Annotated in this window: 13 protein-coding genes; 8 read left to right on the top strand and 5 right to left on the bottom strand. The window is 66.4% G+C overall.

Going from position 1 to position 15,171, the window contains the following annotated elements:
• Positions 1-15: 15 nt before the first annotated feature.
• Together V8686_RS15370 and V8686_RS15365 are read right to left on the bottom strand one after the other, a co-directional pair.
• Entirely contained in the window at positions 16-657 is a 642-nt protein-coding gene (locus V8686_RS15370; RefSeq protein WP_379705830.1) for a class II aldolase/adducin family protein, read from the bottom strand.
• A gap of 61 nt (positions 658-718) precedes the next feature.
• Positions 719-3,166, bottom strand: coding sequence for a hybrid sensor histidine kinase/response regulator (locus V8686_RS15365; protein WP_379705827.1), 2,448 nt, complete (start codon positions 3,164-3,166; stop codon positions 719-721).
• A gap of 186 nt (positions 3,167-3,352) precedes the next feature.
• Between V8686_RS15365 and V8686_RS15360 the strand changes: the two genes are divergently transcribed.
• The gene (locus tag V8686_RS15360) at positions 3,353-3,904 is read left to right on the top strand and encodes a hypothetical protein (protein ID WP_379705824.1); all 552 of its coding nucleotides are present in this window, start codon (positions 3,353-3,355) and stop codon (positions 3,902-3,904) included.
• Positions 3,905-3,910: 6 nt separating this feature from the next.
• Here the strand turns inward: V8686_RS15360 and V8686_RS15355 are convergent, their stop codons facing one another.
• Positions 3,911-4,381, bottom strand: a complete 471-nt coding sequence (locus V8686_RS15355; RefSeq protein WP_379706643.1) for a GbsR/MarR family transcriptional regulator — start codon at positions 4,379-4,381, stop codon at positions 3,911-3,913.
• A 282-nt stretch (positions 4,382-4,663) separates the two neighbouring features.
• On the opposite strand from V8686_RS15355, the gene V8686_RS15350 reads away from it, so the two are divergent.
• The 5 genes from V8686_RS15350 to V8686_RS15330 all read left to right on the top strand — a co-directional run bounded on the left by V8686_RS15350 (position 4,664) and on the right by V8686_RS15330 (position 10,460).
• Positions 4,664-4,906, top strand: coding sequence for a hypothetical protein (locus V8686_RS15350; protein ID WP_379705821.1), 243 nt, complete (start codon positions 4,664-4,666; stop codon positions 4,904-4,906).
• Positions 4,907-4,969: 63 nt separating this feature from the next.
• Positions 4,970-5,776, top strand: coding sequence for an undecaprenyl-diphosphate phosphatase (locus V8686_RS15345; protein WP_379705819.1), 807 nt, complete (start codon positions 4,970-4,972; stop codon positions 5,774-5,776).
• A gap of 150 nt (positions 5,777-5,926) precedes the next feature.
• A complete protein-coding gene (locus V8686_RS15340) occupies positions 5,927-7,342 on the top strand; it encodes a sugar transferase (protein ID WP_379705816.1) in 1,416 nt (471 codons plus the stop codon).
• Positions 7,343-7,414: 72 nt separating this feature from the next.
• The gene (locus V8686_RS15335) at positions 7,415-9,553 is read left to right on the top strand and encodes a hypothetical protein (RefSeq protein ID WP_379705813.1); all 2,139 of its coding nucleotides are present in this window, start codon (positions 7,415-7,417) and stop codon (positions 9,551-9,553) included.
• Between the two features lie 82 nt (positions 9,554-9,635).
• A complete protein-coding gene (locus V8686_RS15330) occupies positions 9,636-10,460 on the top strand; it encodes a hypothetical protein (protein ID WP_379705810.1) in 825 nt (274 codons plus the stop codon).
• 28 nt (positions 10,461-10,488) lie between these two features.
• Here the strand turns inward: V8686_RS15330 and V8686_RS15325 are convergent, their stop codons facing one another.
• On the bottom strand, positions 10,489-11,118 hold the full coding sequence (locus V8686_RS15325; RefSeq protein ID WP_379705807.1) for a hypothetical protein: 630 nt from the start codon (positions 11,116-11,118) through the stop codon (positions 10,489-10,491).
• A gap of 184 nt (positions 11,119-11,302) precedes the next feature.
• The gene (locus V8686_RS15320; protein WP_379705804.1) at positions 11,303-11,839 is read right to left on the bottom strand and encodes a DUF7344 domain-containing protein; all 537 of its coding nucleotides are present in this window, start codon (positions 11,837-11,839) and stop codon (positions 11,303-11,305) included.
• Positions 11,840-12,254: 415 nt separating this feature from the next.
• On the opposite strand from V8686_RS15320, the gene V8686_RS15315 reads away from it, so the two are divergent.
• The gene (locus tag V8686_RS15315; RefSeq protein ID WP_379705801.1) at positions 12,255-14,102 is read left to right on the top strand and encodes a vWA domain-containing protein; all 1,848 of its coding nucleotides are present in this window, start codon (positions 12,255-12,257) and stop codon (positions 14,100-14,102) included.
• Between the two features lie 226 nt (positions 14,103-14,328).
• A complete protein-coding gene (locus V8686_RS15310; protein ID WP_379705798.1) occupies positions 14,329-15,120 on the top strand; it encodes a hypothetical protein in 792 nt (263 codons plus the stop codon).
• The last annotated feature ends 51 nt before the right edge of the window (positions 15,121-15,171 follow it).

The following is a 15,171-nucleotide window of genomic DNA, read 5'->3' as shown; positions in this document are numbered from 1 at the left end:
ACCACGCCACGAGCCTTAACTCTCTCCTCGGTCGTCGCCGTACGCCGCCAGTTTCCGCTCGACGCGGGCGAGTTCCGCCTCGGGGAGCGGTTCGGGGGTGCCGACGGTGCAGGCCTGGCAGTAGACCTGCGCGACCGACTCGACGGCGACGACCGTCTCCATCGCGTCGGCCACGTCGTCGCCGACGGCGACGAGGCCGTGGTTCGCGAGCAGACAGGCCGTCGACTCGGCGCCGGCCATCGCGGCGACGACGTTCTCGCCCAACTCCTCGCTCCCGTAGGTGGCGTAGTCGGCGACGGGGACCCGGCCCCCGGCCAGCGCGAGCATGTAGTGGACCGGCGGAAGCGCCTCCCGGCAGACGGCGAGGGTCGTCGCCCACGGGGAGTGTGTGTGAGCGACCGCCCCCGCGTCGAACGCCCCGTAGAGGGCACGGTGCATTGGGAGTTCGCTCGACGGGGTCCCCTCGCCGGCGACGCGGTCACCGTCCACCGTGACGACGGGAACGTCCGCCACGGTGATCGTGTCGTAGGGTTGGCCGGACGGCGTGATCGCGACGTACTCGTCGCTGCGAACGCTGAGGTTGCCGGTTCGACCGGGCGTCAACCGTGCGAGGTCCGCGACGCGGTCGACGACGGTTCTGCGTTCGGGTTCGAGCATGTCCGATAGTTGTCGCCGGCCGTGAAGTCGTTTGGCCACGCCGACGCGCCGGCGGGCCGGGTCAGTGTAGCGACGCCCCGGCTTCGAATTCGACGCCGGTAATCTCGATGCGCGTACCGCCGTCGGCGCTGTCGGCGACGGAGACGTCCCACCCGTGCGCGTCGGCGACCCGTTCGACGATCTGGAGTCCGAGGCCCGTCCCGTCGAGCCCGGTCGAGTACCCCGCGTCGAACACCACCTCGCGCTCGTCGGCGGGGATACCGGGGCCATCGTCGGCGACGAAGAACCCGTCGGCCAGGCCGCCGACGGTGACGGTTACGTCCGACTGGTTGCCCGTGGAGCTGTGCTCCACGGCGTCATCGGAGGGAGTCCGATTGCCCGTGGAGCTGTGCTCCACGGCGTCATCGGAGGGAGTCCGATTGCCCGTGGAGCTGTGCTCCACGGCGTCATCGGAGGGAGTCCGATTGCCCGTGGAGCTGTGCTCCACGGCGTTCCGAACGAGGTTCTCGACCAGTTGTCGGAGTCGACTCCGGTCGGCCACGACGGTTCGCTCCGTCTCGACCGTCAGGTTGGCGTCGCCGGTTTCGACGGTTCCCCAGCAGGTCCGGGTCAGCGATCCGAGGTCGACCGGTTCCATCTCACCCACCGAGGCACCCTCCCGTGCGAGCGTCAGGAGGTCGTCGATCAGTGTCGCCATCCGATCCAGCGACCGCTCTATGGGCGGGAGCGAATCGCTGTTGCACTCCTCCATCGCCAGTTCGAGTTGGCCCGTCGCCACGTTCAGCGGGTTCCGGAGGTCGTGTGAGAGGATGCTCGCGAAGGACTCCAGTTGCTCGTTCCGCCGTGCCAGTTCACGCTCCCGGTCGCGGAGTTCCTGGGTGCGGGACACCTGTTCGAGGGCGGCGGCGAGGCTCCCGGCGAGAATCTTGCCGACGACGAGGTCGTCCTGGTCGAAGGCTCCGGTCCTCGTCGCCCCCGCGAGCAGGATGCCGTGGTCGCCGAGGGGGAGATAGAGTTCGCTCCGGAGCGGTGTTTCCGGGTTGTAGACGTCCGAAGCGTCGCGAACGTCGCCGACAGCGAAGGCCTCACCGCGGTCGTAGCTGCGCCACGCGATGCTCCCCTCGCCGGTGAACGTCGGTGGGTCGCCGACTAGGTCACCGAGTGCGTCGGTGTACGCGACCGGGACGAGTCCCGACGCCGCGTCGTCGTGGAGGTGGATCGAACTCGCGCCGAGGTCGAGGACGTCGTTCGCCGCCTCGACGCCGATTTCCGCGATCCGTTCCGCCGTGTCGGCGGCCATCAACTCACGGGTCGTCTCGTTCAACGCCTCGAGCCGTCGTTCGCGTCGCGTGCGGTCGCTGACGTCGCGATACATCCAGAGGTGACCGTCCCCGTCCGTGAGGTCGATCCGTCGGTAGTTGCGAGCGAACGTCCGGCCGTCACGGAGCGCCAGCGCCTCGTCTCGGACGTCCTCGCCGCCCGTCACCGCGTCGTCGATTCCCGCCACGAAGGCCTCCGGATCGTCGAACAGGCCGCTGACCGCCGCCGCGAGTCGGTGGCAGTCCTCGCCGACCGCCTCCGCCGGCGTTCCCTGCATCCCGAACAGATCGAACAACTGGTCGTTGGCCTTCAGGACGTTGCGATCCTCGTCTTCCACGAGGACGCCGGCTGGCAGCGTATCGACCAGCGTCGAGAGGACGGTGTTCGTCCGTTCGAGTTCACGCTCCCGATCCTCGCGTTCGGTGACGTCGACGGCGATACCGAGTACCGCCCGACCGTCGTCGTCCGTGAGATCGTACGGAAGGAGCCGCGGCTCGAAGACGTGTGCCTCGCCGGTCGCGTCCGCAATCTCCACCGCCGAGACCCGCTTTGGCTCCCCGGTCTCGAACACTTCCTCGATGTCCGCCCGGAACTGGCCGGTCGGTTGCCGGTCGAGGACGTCGACTACGTTCGACCCTTCGAGCGCCGCGACCGTCGTGTCGTGAAACGTCGCGAGGACCTCGTTCGCGAGCAGATACGTGCCCTCCTCGTCGACGACGAACAGGAGGTGGGGCAGGGAGTCGATTATCTCCCGCAGACGATTCTCGCTTCGCTCGACCAGTCGTTGCGAGCGGTCGTGTTTGACCGCGTTGGTGATCCGGTTGGCCAGGACGGTGTACTGATCGGTGCCGGACTCCTTCTGGAGGTAGTCGGTCACACCCGCCGAAATTGCGTCGCTCGCGACCGCTTCGCTCCCTTTCCCGGTGAACAGAATGAACGGCAGAGTCGGATCGGTCTCGCGGACGGCTTCGAGAAATTCGATCCCGTTTCGTCCGGGCATATCGTAGTCGGAGACGACGCAATCGACGGTCCCGGCGTCGAGGCGGTCCAGCGCTTCGTTCGCGTCGGTCACCGCGTCGACGGCGAGACGGTCGTCCGCTCGTTCGAGGAACGTGGCCGCCATCTCGGCGAACTCCGGATCGTCGTCGACGTGAAGAACGCGAACGGGATCCGGGGACTCCGTACTCATCGTGGGTCGATACTGGCGAGGCGCGAATAACGGTTCGGATGTGGGTATCAACCCTGAAACTCTCAGCTGAACGTCGGTGTCCAGCCGGGACGATTCGGGACCGGTGGCACGGACGGATCTTCCCCCGTCTCCTCGCCGGCACCGTCCCACCAACCTATTTGCCGTCTCCCCTCCCACAACGGGTGGATGGCACCATACGAGGCCTTCGACGAGGGTGTGGAAGTCCACGGGCAGACGATTCTCACCGTCGTCGACGACGCACTCGCCAGATTCTCCGAGTCCTACCGGGAGACGGCGTACAACGCCCTCGCGGCCAACGGCATCGACGACCCCTCGCCCGACGAGTGGTACCCTCAGCAGGCCTGGCTGAACACGTTCGAGGCCATCGCGGCGGAACTCGAGCCCCACATTCTGGACCGCCTCGGCGAACAGATCCCCGACGTGGCCGACTGGCCCGCCGATCCGTCCACCGTCGCGGCGGGTCTGCGCGCCGTCAACGACGCCTACGGACGGAACCACCGCGGTGGCGACATCGGCTTCTACCGATTCGAATCGGTCGACGAGCGCACGGGAACGGTGACCTGCAAGAACCCCTATCCCTGTGAGTTCGACCGGGGCCTGATCCGTGCGGTCGCCCGGGAGTACGCGCCCGTCGAATCGTTCGTCTTCGTCGAGGAGGACGGCGACCGATGTCGGCGGGACGGGGACGACGTCTGCGTCTACACGGTGTCGTGGTAGCCGGTGTCAGTCGGCGTCGTAGGCCTCGATGGCGTCGATCAGTTCCTCGACCGAGTGATCCATGGCGAGTTCGAGGAGCGTCTCGAACTCGTCGTAGGTGGCCGCTAGCTCCTCGATGCGATCGTACGTCCGCGTGTCGTCGACGCCGCTCCCGTCGAGGCGGGTCAGGGATCGGTCGAGGGTCCGTCGTGTCGTTCCCATCTCGCGGGCCACGTACTGCTGGAAGACGTCCTGCACGACGAACCAGAGATCCGTCTCGGGTTCGAACTGAACCCGCCGCCCACCGCCACCCGAGGACCGACGGCGGATCAACCCGATCCGCGTGAGCTTTCGGGTCACGTTGCTGATGGTCGATTTCGCGTACCCGGTCTCCTCGACGAGCTCTGGGATGGAGAGCGGCTCGGTCGAGAAGTAAAGGGCGCCGTACACCCGACCGGCGCTCCGACTCAACCCGTACACTTCCGCCGAACGCTCCATCGACTCGATGACCTCCTCCCGGGCGGCCCGCGATTCGTCTCTCACCGTCGGCCCCCGTCGCCGCCCGAGCAGTCGGTCCGCCGTTCGTTCACGTCCCAACCTGTCGAACCGTAAGTATTAAACTGTTCGGTACGTTTGTTCGGAACGAGCCGAACAAACAGAACGACCGGCTCACTTCCCGAACGACGCCGGACCACCGGTCCCCCGTGGTCCGCGCGCTTCCACCGCTTCGGCCCGACACACGCTCCGTGCCGCCTCCGCGGCTCGGTCCCTCCCCTCCCTATGTCCCCGCACGCGACCCGACACACCCGTCCCCGCTGTGACCGCCTCGCCGACTACGCGGCGAGCGGCCCGCTCCCGACCATCCTGGCGTTCACCCTGCTGTTGGCCCTCTTCCACCCGGCGGCGCCGTTGGCAGGACTCCTCGTGCTCTGTGGCCGCCGACTCGGCCGCCGCCCCACCGACAGATCCCCCCACCGTCGCGGCCACGGCCGTGCAGTGACGACTGACGTCGAACACTCCTGACCATCCCGCCAGCCGAGTTACCGGATGCCGACGTTCTATATGTGTTGACAGTTTCTTCCCGGTATGGACCCACATCTGGTGGCCGTCGTCGTGGGCATCCTCCAGGGCGTGTTCGAGTGGCTCCCCATCTCCAGCGAGGGGAACGTCGCCATCACCCTGACGGCGCTGGGCGAACGGCCGGGCGTCGCCGTCTCGTATGCGCTCTTTCTTCACCTCGGCACGGCCGTCTCGGCCACCGTCTACTACCGCGAGGAGGTGCACACGGCGCTCTCGTCGTGGTCGGCGGTTCGGCCGGACTCGGCGTTCGACGGCGAGACGGCGACGCTCTCCTTCGTCGCCGTCGCCACCGCCGCGTCCGCCGCCGTCGGCGTGGTCGCGCTTCTGGCTCTGGACGCCGTCGTCTCCGAACTCGCCGGTGGGACGTTCGTGGCCCTCATCGGGGTGTTGCTGGTTGCCACCGGACTGCTCCAGCGGGTCGCGGACGCCTCCACCCTGGCGACCCGGTCCACCCCGGACGCTCTCGATGCCCTCCTCGTCGGCGCCCTGCAGGGCCTCGCCATCCTGCCCGGCGTCTCCCGGTCGGGCACGACCACGAGCGCACTCCTCCTGCGGGGTCACGAGGGTACGGCGGCCTTTCGACTCTCCTTTCTGCTCAGCATCCCCGCCGCCCTCCTCGGCGGGGGTGTCGGACTCGTCCGGACGGGCGGTATCGGCGTGTCGCCGACCGCCGGATTCGTCGCCCTCGTCGCCGCCGCTATCGTGGGCTACGCCACCATCGACGTGTTGATGCGGGTGGTCCGCCGCGTGGCCGTCTGGCTCCTCTGTGTGGGGCTCGGCGGGCTGGCCATCCTCGGCGGTCTGGCCGTTTAATCGACCGTTAAGCGGGCTAAAGTGCCCGGAATGCGCAGCCTGTCCGTTGGTAGGTGTCGATTACCTCGATCGACCGACCCGTCCGCCGTCGTGGAGTTTGCTATCTTAACAACTAACTAACCAAATAGCTGTGCGGGCATCAATCTCGTGATGCTCTCGGGGTGGCGGTTCAGACTCGTCAGTGGGGTAGGGACAGCGACGCTCGTGGCGGCGAGCGTCGGCGTCGCGAACCACCCGTTCGTCCAGCGACTGGCAGTCGTGGTGCCGGTGTTCAGTCGCCTGCCGTCGACGACGCTGTCGAACGGCGATCTGACGCTCGCCATCCTGACGACGCTCGTCGTGGTCCTTGGGGCGTTGATCCCCGTCTTCAAACCCCGTCCCCGGCGCGTCCTCGATACCATCCTCATCGTGGAACGGCGAGTCGTCTTCGCGGCCGTCGCGCTGGCGGCCGTCGGGTACTTCGACTACACCTACCGGCTTCCGCGAACGACGCTCGTTCTCTCCACGCTGACGATGGCCGGGGTCCTCCCGGCGTGGTTCGTCGCCATCCGCCGTCGCCCGCGGGTCGATCCGAACCGTGCCCTCGTCGTCGGCGACGACCCGGCAACCATCGAGGACGTGATTCAAGAGACCGACGTGCCCGTCGAGGGCTACGTCTCCTCGCTCGCCTCGCGGTTCCGTCAGTCGGCCGACGGCGACGGTCTCTCCATTGCGACGCCCGACGGCGGCACCGTCAGCAGGGTGTCGATCGACGAGGACTGTCTCGGTGGGCTGGCCCGACTGGAGGAACTGCTCATCGAACGCGACATCGACACCGTCGTCTTCGCGTTCGCGTACCCGGATCAAGAGGAGTTCTTCGGTACGCTCGACACCTGCTACCGGACAGGTGTCAACGCCAAGGTCCACCACCGCCACGCCGACGCCGTCCTGACGACCGGCGTCGAAACCGGCGAACTGGTCGACATCGACCTCGAACCGTGGGATTGGCAGAACCACGTCCTCAAGCGCGCGTTCGATGTAGTCTTCTCCCTCGTGGCACTCCTCACGCTCGCGCCGCTCATGCTCCTGATCGCCGCCGCGATCAAACTCGACGACGGCGGCTCCGTCTTCTACGCCCAGCAGCGAACCGCGGAGTTCGGGGACACCTTCACGGTCTACAAGTTCCGGACGATGGTTCCCGAAGGCGAGTCGGCGACCCCCCTCGACGACGAGGAGAACGACCGCATCACCCGCGTTGGGCGGGTCCTCCGAGCGACGCACCTCGACGAGATACCTCAACTTCTGTCGATTCTCACGGGCCGTATGAGCGTCGTCGGCCCGCGAGCGGCCTGGGTCGACGAGGAAGCCGAAATCGAATCCGAGGTCAGCTCCTGGCGGCAGCGCTGGTTCGTCAAACCCGGCCTGACGGGGTTGGCCCAGGTCAACGACGTGACGAGCACGAAGCCCGACGAGAAGCTCCGGTACGACGTCGCCTACATCCGAAATCAGTCCTTCTGGTTCGATCTGCGGATCGTCCTGCGGCAACTCTGGATGGTGTTCCGGGACGCAGTCGCGCTGATCCGATGACGAATACCCGACTTCCCCGACCCGCCACGAATCGATTATATGTAGCTGCACGCACACCTCTCGAACGGATGTGTGGACACTCCCGGAGCGGGCGTCGTCGAGGTGATCGTCGTGGATGAGGACATCGACACCGACACCGACGCAGGCGAGGCCGTCGGCGGCGATCCGAGTGGTCGCCGCCGCGTCCCCATACGTCTCGCCCTCGCCGCCGCCCTCGCTCTCGTCGTCGTCGTTCGTCTCCCGACGGTCTTCGACGTGTTCCGTGATGACTGGGTCGTCCTCGTCTCGAACGATCCCTACTTCTACCGGTATCTGGTGGATCAGTCCCTCGCCGGTGGCCCGATTCCGTCGCTTCCCGCGCGAGCGGTCGCGGGCGAACCGCTCCTCGTGGCGACGCTCGCGACGGCGACGACGCTGCTCGGCGGGAGCACGTGGGCCTCGGGGTTCGTCCTCGCGTGGTATCCCGTCGTCGCGGCCGTCGTCACGGCCGGGTTGGTCTACGGCATCGCCGTCCGCGTCTCCGGCGACGTCCGCGTAGGACTCGCCTCGGCGGGGTTGCTGGCCGTCACGCCGGCCCACGCCTACCGGACTGCGCTCGGCGTGGCCGACCACCACGCCTTCGACTACGTGTGGCTCGCCTTGACGGTCCTCGTCGTCGTCGACCTGCTCACTCGACACGAGCGCGACCGGCGGACGTGGCTCGGCGCGGGCGTCCTCGCCGTCGCCGTCGCCGCACAGACCCTCTCCTGGGAGGCCGCCCCCCTCCTGCTCTTCCCGCTCGCCGTCTCGCTCGCGCTGGTCGCACTGGTGGAGATCAGACGCCCCGGTCCCGAACGGCTCGCGCCCGTCGTCGCCGGCCTCGTCGGGGGTGCGGTACTCGCCCACGCCGTTCACCACCTCCTCGGCTGGCAGTTCCCGGCGACCGTCTACGCGCTCGACCTGCTGGCGGTCGGCGCCGTCGGACTGCTCGCGGTCACCGTCGGCATCCGTCGCGTGGGCGGATCGTGGACGTGGCTGGCGGCCGTCGAGGCAGTCCTCGCCGTCGCCGCCGCCGTCGCGGTTCGGCGGCTGACGATCCTCTCGACCGAACTCGACCGCGGTCTCGCTTTCTTCTCGTCGACGCAAGCCGCCGAACTCGCCGGCGTCGGAAGCAACTACGGCGCCGTGGGTGTCCTCGTCATCCTCGGGTTCGCACCCGTCCTCGCCGTCCCGACGCTGGTGTGGGCGGCCCGGCGGGGCTGGATGCGTCTCGAGTCCGGGTGGCTCGTGGTCGGCGTCTACGTCGTTCACTTCGGGACGTTGGCGGCGATCCAGCGTCGATTCGGGGGCGAACTCGCCCCGTTCGCCGCCGTCCTCGGTGGCGTCGCGTTCGTGACGCTCGCCTGGTGGCTCGACCTCCTCTACCCGCCCGTACCCATGCGATCAGACGGCACGCCCCCGGCCGCCACCGACGGCGGTGCCGCCCCCGACCTGGTGGTTCCGGACCGAACTCGCCTGGCGTTGCTGGGGGGGCTCGCCGGCGTCGCCGTCGGGTCGGGTGGGCTGTACTCCGCGCTCATCGACCGGCGACTCGTCATCGACGACGCGACTTACGAGGCCGCGCGGTGGATCACCGGGTACGTCGAGGACCGCGACATCCCCTACCCCGAGAGCTACGTCCTCGCGAAGTGGGGCCGAGTTCGGGTGTACAACTACTTCGTCAACGGCGAGGCTGCGTCGTACAGCTACGCCGAACGGACCTACGAGGACTTCCTGTTCTCGACCGACGCCGACGAGTGGTACGACGAGTTCGACGGCCGCGTCGGTTTCGTCGTCACCCGCGATTTGCCCCATCTCGGCCTGATCGCCTCCTCGACCGTGCAGTCCTGCCTGCACGACCGCTTCGGGGGCGCGTTCTCCAGCAATCTCGGCGGCGCCGGCCACTTCCGGGCGCTCTACGCGACCGAGTCGGGCGACGGTGCCCGGAAGGTCTTCCGGGTCGTCCCCGGGGCAACCCTCCGTGGTACTGTCGACGGGACCGACACCGTTCGCCTCGTCGCCGACGTCTCCATCCCCGGCGCCGACTTCGAGTACACCCGCTTCGCCTCGGTCACCGACGGCACGTTCGAGGTCACCGTCGGCAACCCCGGACGCTACCGACTCGAGGGGCACGACCTCGTCGTCGACGTGCCGGAGCGGGCGGTGAGGCGCGGGGAAACCGTGACGGTCTGATCGCCGGAGGTCACGAAACGACGGCCATACTCCGGTTAACGAGCAATTATCTAAGCGTCGCGACGTGGTGTACGTGAACGATATGTCCCTCAGTGAACGCGTGCATCGTCTCCGCCAACCGGAATACACCGGCGAGAACCGGTGTACGCCGTGTACGGTCGTCAATCTGGCCATCGCCGTCGTCCTGGCCGGCGTCGTCGGCGTCGTGTCGCCGCCGGCGGGGATGGTCGTGTTCGCGGTGTCGGTCGCCGCCATCTATCTGCGGGGCTACCTCGTACCGGGAACGCCGACGCTGACCAAGCGATATCTCCCTGATTCGGTGTTGAAACTGTTCGACAAACACGAGGTAGAGCCGCCGGCCATCGGCGACGACGCGGACATCGAATCGTTCCTCCTCGACGTCGAGGCCGTCGAGGAGTGCCGGGAGGGGACCGATCTCTGTCTCACCGAGGAGTTCCGGACGGCCTGGACCGAGCGGATCCACCGCCTCCGCGAACGCGACGACGTGGACGAGGGAATCGCCGCTCTGTTCGACGGTCTGGATATCGACCCCGACCGGGTCCGGGTCGAGTCCTATGGTGGCGCCTACGAAGCCTACGTCGACGATACGCGCGTCGGGCAGTGGGAGTCACGAGCGGCCTACCTGGCCGACCTGGCGGCCGAGAGCGAATTTCGCGAACGCCACCAGGGATGGCACCGCCTCGGCTTCGACGAACGGACGGAAGTACTCGGCTCCCTGCGTCTGTGGTTGGAGCGCTGTCCGTCCTGTGACGGCCCGGTGACCCTCGGCGAGGAGACGGTGGAGTCGTGCTGTCGTTCCATCGACGTCATCGCGGCCACCTGCGAATCCTGTGGCGCCCGGGTGTTCGAGGCACAGCTCTCGCCGGAGGCGATGACGGCGCACTGAATGGGTGGCGGGGTGGGCCCCGGAATCTCTACTGATCCCGTTCGTCGAGGATGTACTGGAAGTACGGGACCATCGCCTCGCGTGCTTGCTCCCACCGACGCATATCGTGGAGTTCGATCCCCAGAGCGTACTGTACCGGCTCCGGGCCGAACCCGTACTGTCCGTGTCGGGGTTTCTCGGGGTAGGTCTGCTGCTGGAGCACCGACCGGAGTTCGAGCATCTGCGCACGCATCGTCGGCGTCAGATAGTCGCCTTTTGTCTTGTGGTTGATCCAGGCTTCGGTCGTCAGTTCCGCGTACCGTGGATCGATGTCGGCGACGGACGCCCGACGCTCGAACGCGGCCTTCACCGGGGACCAATCCGCAGCCTCTAGTCGGTCGGGGTCGAGTTCGCCGTTCACCCGACAGGACTCTTCGACTTCGTCTTTCGCCCAGAGGGCGTCGACGTAGCCGACTGCGGCCCTCCGGGCTTCCTCGTCGGTCAGATGGTCGAACTGAACAACGTCGACGGCCGTAAACGCCCGCACCGACTCCTCGTACTTACGCTGGTCGTGATAGATGAAGCCATCACAGATGTTGTCGGCCATAGCCGAGGCCGACCGCTCGATGTCTTCCGGTATTGACGGTAGCTCCTTCTGGGTGGGGGGAAGCTCGCTCATTTCGTATTTTGTGTGGGGTGAAACGCGGCGATAAGTTTATCCCTTCGAATATCAGCTATGATATTCAAAAGCCAATCGCCGGTGCTTTCGGTCCTATACCTGCACGAACTCGACTGTATTTCCTTCCAATTTCAATCTTTTGGTATCAATATCGATTCTGCCAGCGGAGATTATGGCAACAATCCTATAGGAGTTGTTGAAGATAGAGCCAGCGACGGGACCAGAACTGGTAGAGCGTCGAGGCTGCGATGACGAGGAGAAAAATCGACGCCCAGAGGAGGGGATCGACGGCCGAGACGAGTGGGGTGTCGGTCGATGCGAGCACCACGGTGAGCAGCGAGACGGTGCCGACCGCACGATAGTACGTCGCCCACGTGACGCCGTAGCGGGTGACCACCTCCATGTACAGGTCGACCTGCCGGGCCGATTTCCGGAGGATGATCGTCTTCCGGTCACTGTCGTATTCGACGATCCCAGCGTCGTCCAGTTTCGGCAGGTGTGTCTGGTGGAGGGAGACGTAGACGCTGTCGCGGATGTTGCTCGGCGGCGGCGATTCGTTGGTCTCGATTTCGGCGATGTGGACCGCCAGGTCCCGTAGCGATACCTCGCGCCCGCGGTCCTGGAGACATTTGATAACGTTTCTGCGCCGGTCGTTTCGAAGGATATCGTGAATGTCCGTTTCGGGGAGTACGTCGTCCGTTTTGAGTAGTCCGATGTTCATGGGTAGCGACCGGGTTCGCTCGCACCAACACGACAAAGAGACATAGTTATCAGGATCTTAACTGGAATGTGGTCGTTCCTGAAAGCTGGGTTAACAACCGGTTAGGTGTGCTTACCGCCTCCGTTAGACCGGGGTTTCAGTGGGTCCTATCCGGTTAATCGCTCATTAACGCGCGAGGTATACCCGTGCGATCTAGGAGCGGGTGGGTTCCGGACGAGGCGTACGGCCTAACCGGTCCTTTGCGAGGGCTAGTCCGACGTTATGTGAGCGAATTGGCGATTAGCTATGGGGGTGGCTGTAATGGGAGATGATGACGGCAGCCATCCACGTGGGGTCGACGACTCGGCTCCATCCGTGGGTCTCCTCGAGACGGGGAAACGGCTGTCAGCCGACGGACGAACGAGGCAACTCAACCATGACGAACGAATTCGAACTCTCACGGCGAAAGGCGCTGGCTGCACTCGGGACGATCGGTGTGGCCTCCGCCGGCGCGGGGCTCGGTACCTCCGCGTACTTCAGCGATCAGGAAACGTTCCAGAACAACCGGCTCACGGCCGGCGAACTCGACCTCAAAGTCGACTGGGAGGAGCACTACTCCGACTGGTCCGACGACGAGGCGAACCTGGACGACGACAACGAGAACAACAACCTCAACGTCCAGATGGACGACCCCGACGATCCGGGGTTCGTCGCGCTCCCGGACCCGGACAGTCCGATGCTCTGGGTCGAGGAGGACGACCTCAGCGACTTCATGGACAACACGGCCATCGAGGCGTTCCCGGACCCGGAGAACGACGGGACCGGGGACTTCCCGGAGTTCTCCGAGCTAGGGGAGGGGGAGACGATCTGTGACTACCTGGCCGACGTCGGCGACGACGACGGCGGGCTGAGTACGTTCACCGGCGAGGACCAGATCGGCCGGACCGCGAACGCGGACACGCAGGACGTCGACGGTAACGCGAAGCCGCTCATCAGCCTCGACGACGTCAAGCCCGGTGACTTCGGCGAGGTCACGTTCAGTACGCACCTGTGTGGCAACGACGGCTACCTCTGGATGAACGCGGACAACGTGTCCTACGCCGAAAACGGCCAGACGGAGCCGGAACTGGACGACGAAGACGAGCAGGATGGCGTCGTCGAGCTTCCGGATCTCGTTCAGACGGCGCTCTGGTACGACAACGACTGCGACAACGTCCTCGACGTGGAGACCGGTCAACTCGACATCTGCGCCCTCGCGGACGTGTCGGGGTCCATCGACGAAGAGGAGATGGGTCGGATCACGGAGGCGGCGAACACCTTCGTCGAGCAGCTTTCGGCCAACGCTCCGGATGATGGCTCTGTCAGAGCCTCGCTGCTCACCTTCGGCTCGCCACACGAAGCCCCCGACGAGGCGGTGGACCTGCAACGGGGGCTTCAGCCCGTGTCGAACTACGTCACCGGAGGTCAGGGCAACCTCACGCAGGGTGCCGGCGGCGACTTCCCCCAGAACCCAGACACCTCGAACGCGACCCCAATGCCGGCGGCGCTCGACATCGGCCGCCAGCTCCTCAACAACGAAGGTCGGGAAGACGCGCAGAAGGTCATCGTGCTGGTCACCGACGGTGGTCCGAACTACGCCGGTGACGGCCCCGGCGGTACGGAAACCGTGTTCTCCGGGGACGGTCACCCTTACTCCACGTCCCTCGACAACGGGAACGGCGGCAGCGACCTCTCGCAGCCCGAACAGGACGAGACGTCGGACATCGCGAACGACATCTACGACACCGACGGCTACCAAATCCTCACCGTCGGGATCACGGACGACGAAGATCTGGACACCTTCCTGGCGTCCGGCGTCGCCCAACCGGGAGTGGATCAACACACCAACGTCAGCGCGGACTTCGACGGCATCAACCTGGCCGCGGAGGAACTGGCGAACGCGGTCACCGGCACGGAAGAAGTGATCTTCCGCGGGACCCTCCGGGAGACGCTGGAGGCACTCCAGAGCAACGACGGGCGCGGCATCCCGCTCGACCGTGGGCTGAACACCGAGTTCTACGAGACCGGCTACCAGGGTGAAGAAGGCCCCGACCCCGAGGACGACCCGGACCGCGAGTGCTTCATGGGTCGGAACACCTACTGCTTCGGCTTCGCGTGGTGGCTCCCGGTCGACCACGGCAACGAGGTGCAGGGCGACTCTGCCACGTTCGACGTCGGGTTCTACACCGAGCAGTGCCGCCACAACCAGGGCAGCGGGATGAACAACGAGAACGTCGACGCCTAACCGTCGCGTTCACCCCATCCCGTCGACCCACGCTGGTGTGTCGCGGTGGACCCGCGTGACGGCATCCCCGGCTTCGCCGGGACCCCGACACGCGACTGCGACGGTGGCCCCGGTCGGACGGGGGCACACCGTACGTCGCCGCACGACGGCGTCCGCGCCCCCGGCGCGGGCACGTGGTACGGTTCGCCGCACGACGGCGGTTCGATTCCGCCGGTGGGCATTTCGAATGACCCCTCCCTCGCTCACGCGACGGCGGATACTCGCCGCGGTCGGGAGTGTGGGCGCTCTCTATCTCGGTGTCGACCGAGCGAGTGCCGCTCTCGGTCTCGACCCCGTAAGACTGAACCAGCACACTGTCAACGGCACCTACGCCGCCTCGACCGAGGAGATGTTCGTCGATGCCCCGCCACGGATCGCCCTGACGTGGCGGGAAATCGTCAACGGCCAGCTTCAGGAGGAGACGGGCCTCGTCGACGACTCGGACGGCGAGACGGGTGCCATCGGTCTGATCGTCGACGAGGCGGTGGTGCCGGGCGACTCCGGATCGGTGACCATGCGTGCGCGGCTACTCGAGCGCGAGGATCAGGAGACCGAGGACGCGCGACTCTTCTTGGCGTTCCGGCTCTCGAACACCGCCGAGAACGGGATCAACGAACCCGAGGCGGAGGCCGGGGATACGACGCCGAACGACGGCGAACTGGAGGACTACACCCAACTCACGATCTGGAAGGACGACGGGTTCGGCACCGCAAACGGGGAACTCGAACTGGGGGATATCCCGGTGGTCGGCGATACGGAGATCGCGAGCGGAAGCCTCGCCGAGGTTGCCGAATCGACGGCGTTCGACGATGGCTACCAGGTCCTAGTCGATGGGGACGGCTGTCTCTCACCCGGTGACGAGGTGTACGTCTCGTTCCGGTGGTCGATTCCGGAGAGCACTGGCAACATCATCCAGGGCGACTCGGCGACGTTCCAGGTCGGGTTCGATCCCCGACCGTGTCAGACTGGGGGTGGCTGACCGTGGCTGAGCCGGCGTTTAATCGGTCATTAGCCACTGCCGCCGGTCCCG

It is taken from the genome of Haloplanus litoreus, assembly GCF_045690335.1.
In the GTDB taxonomy this organism is placed as follows: domain Archaea; phylum Halobacteriota; class Halobacteria; order Halobacteriales; family Haloferacaceae; genus Haloplanus; species Haloplanus litoreus.
The sequence above is the reverse complement of the archived record's forward strand: the minus strand, read 5'-3'. Positions and strand labels throughout refer to the sequence as shown.

Bases quoted from the DNA above. Each gene is read 5' to 3' on its own strand.
- V8686_RS15370 (WP_379705830.1), bottom strand. From the start codon at position 657: ATGCTCGAACCCGAACGCAGAACCGTCGTCGACCGCGTCGCGGACCTC.
- V8686_RS15365 (WP_379705827.1), bottom strand. From the start codon at position 3,166: ATGAGTACGGAGTCCCCGGATCCCGTTCGCGTTCTTCACGTCGACGAC.
- V8686_RS15360 (WP_379705824.1), top strand. From the start codon at position 3,353: ATGGCACCATACGAGGCCTTCGACGAGGGTGTGGAAGTCCACGGGCAG.
- V8686_RS15355 (WP_379706643.1), bottom strand. From the start codon at position 4,381: ATGGAGCGTTCGGCGGAAGTGTACGGGTTGAGTCGGAGCGCCGGTCGG.
- V8686_RS15350 (WP_379705821.1), top strand. From the start codon at position 4,664: ATGTCCCCGCACGCGACCCGACACACCCGTCCCCGCTGTGACCGCCTC.
- V8686_RS15345 (WP_379705819.1), top strand. From the start codon at position 4,970: ATGGACCCACATCTGGTGGCCGTCGTCGTGGGCATCCTCCAGGGCGTG.
- V8686_RS15340 (WP_379705816.1), top strand. From the start codon at position 5,927: ATGCTCTCGGGGTGGCGGTTCAGACTCGTCAGTGGGGTAGGGACAGCG.
- V8686_RS15330 (WP_379705810.1), top strand. From the start codon at position 9,636: ATGTCCCTCAGTGAACGCGTGCATCGTCTCCGCCAACCGGAATACACC.
- V8686_RS15325 (WP_379705807.1), bottom strand. From the start codon at position 11,118: ATGAGCGAGCTTCCCCCCACCCAGAAGGAGCTACCGTCAATACCGGAA.
- V8686_RS15320 (WP_379705804.1), bottom strand. From the start codon at position 11,839: ATGAACATCGGACTACTCAAAACGGACGACGTACTCCCCGAAACGGAC.
- V8686_RS15315 (WP_379705801.1), top strand. From the start codon at position 12,255: ATGACGAACGAATTCGAACTCTCACGGCGAAAGGCGCTGGCTGCACTC.
- V8686_RS15310 (WP_379705798.1), top strand. From the start codon at position 14,329: ATGACCCCTCCCTCGCTCACGCGACGGCGGATACTCGCCGCGGTCGGG.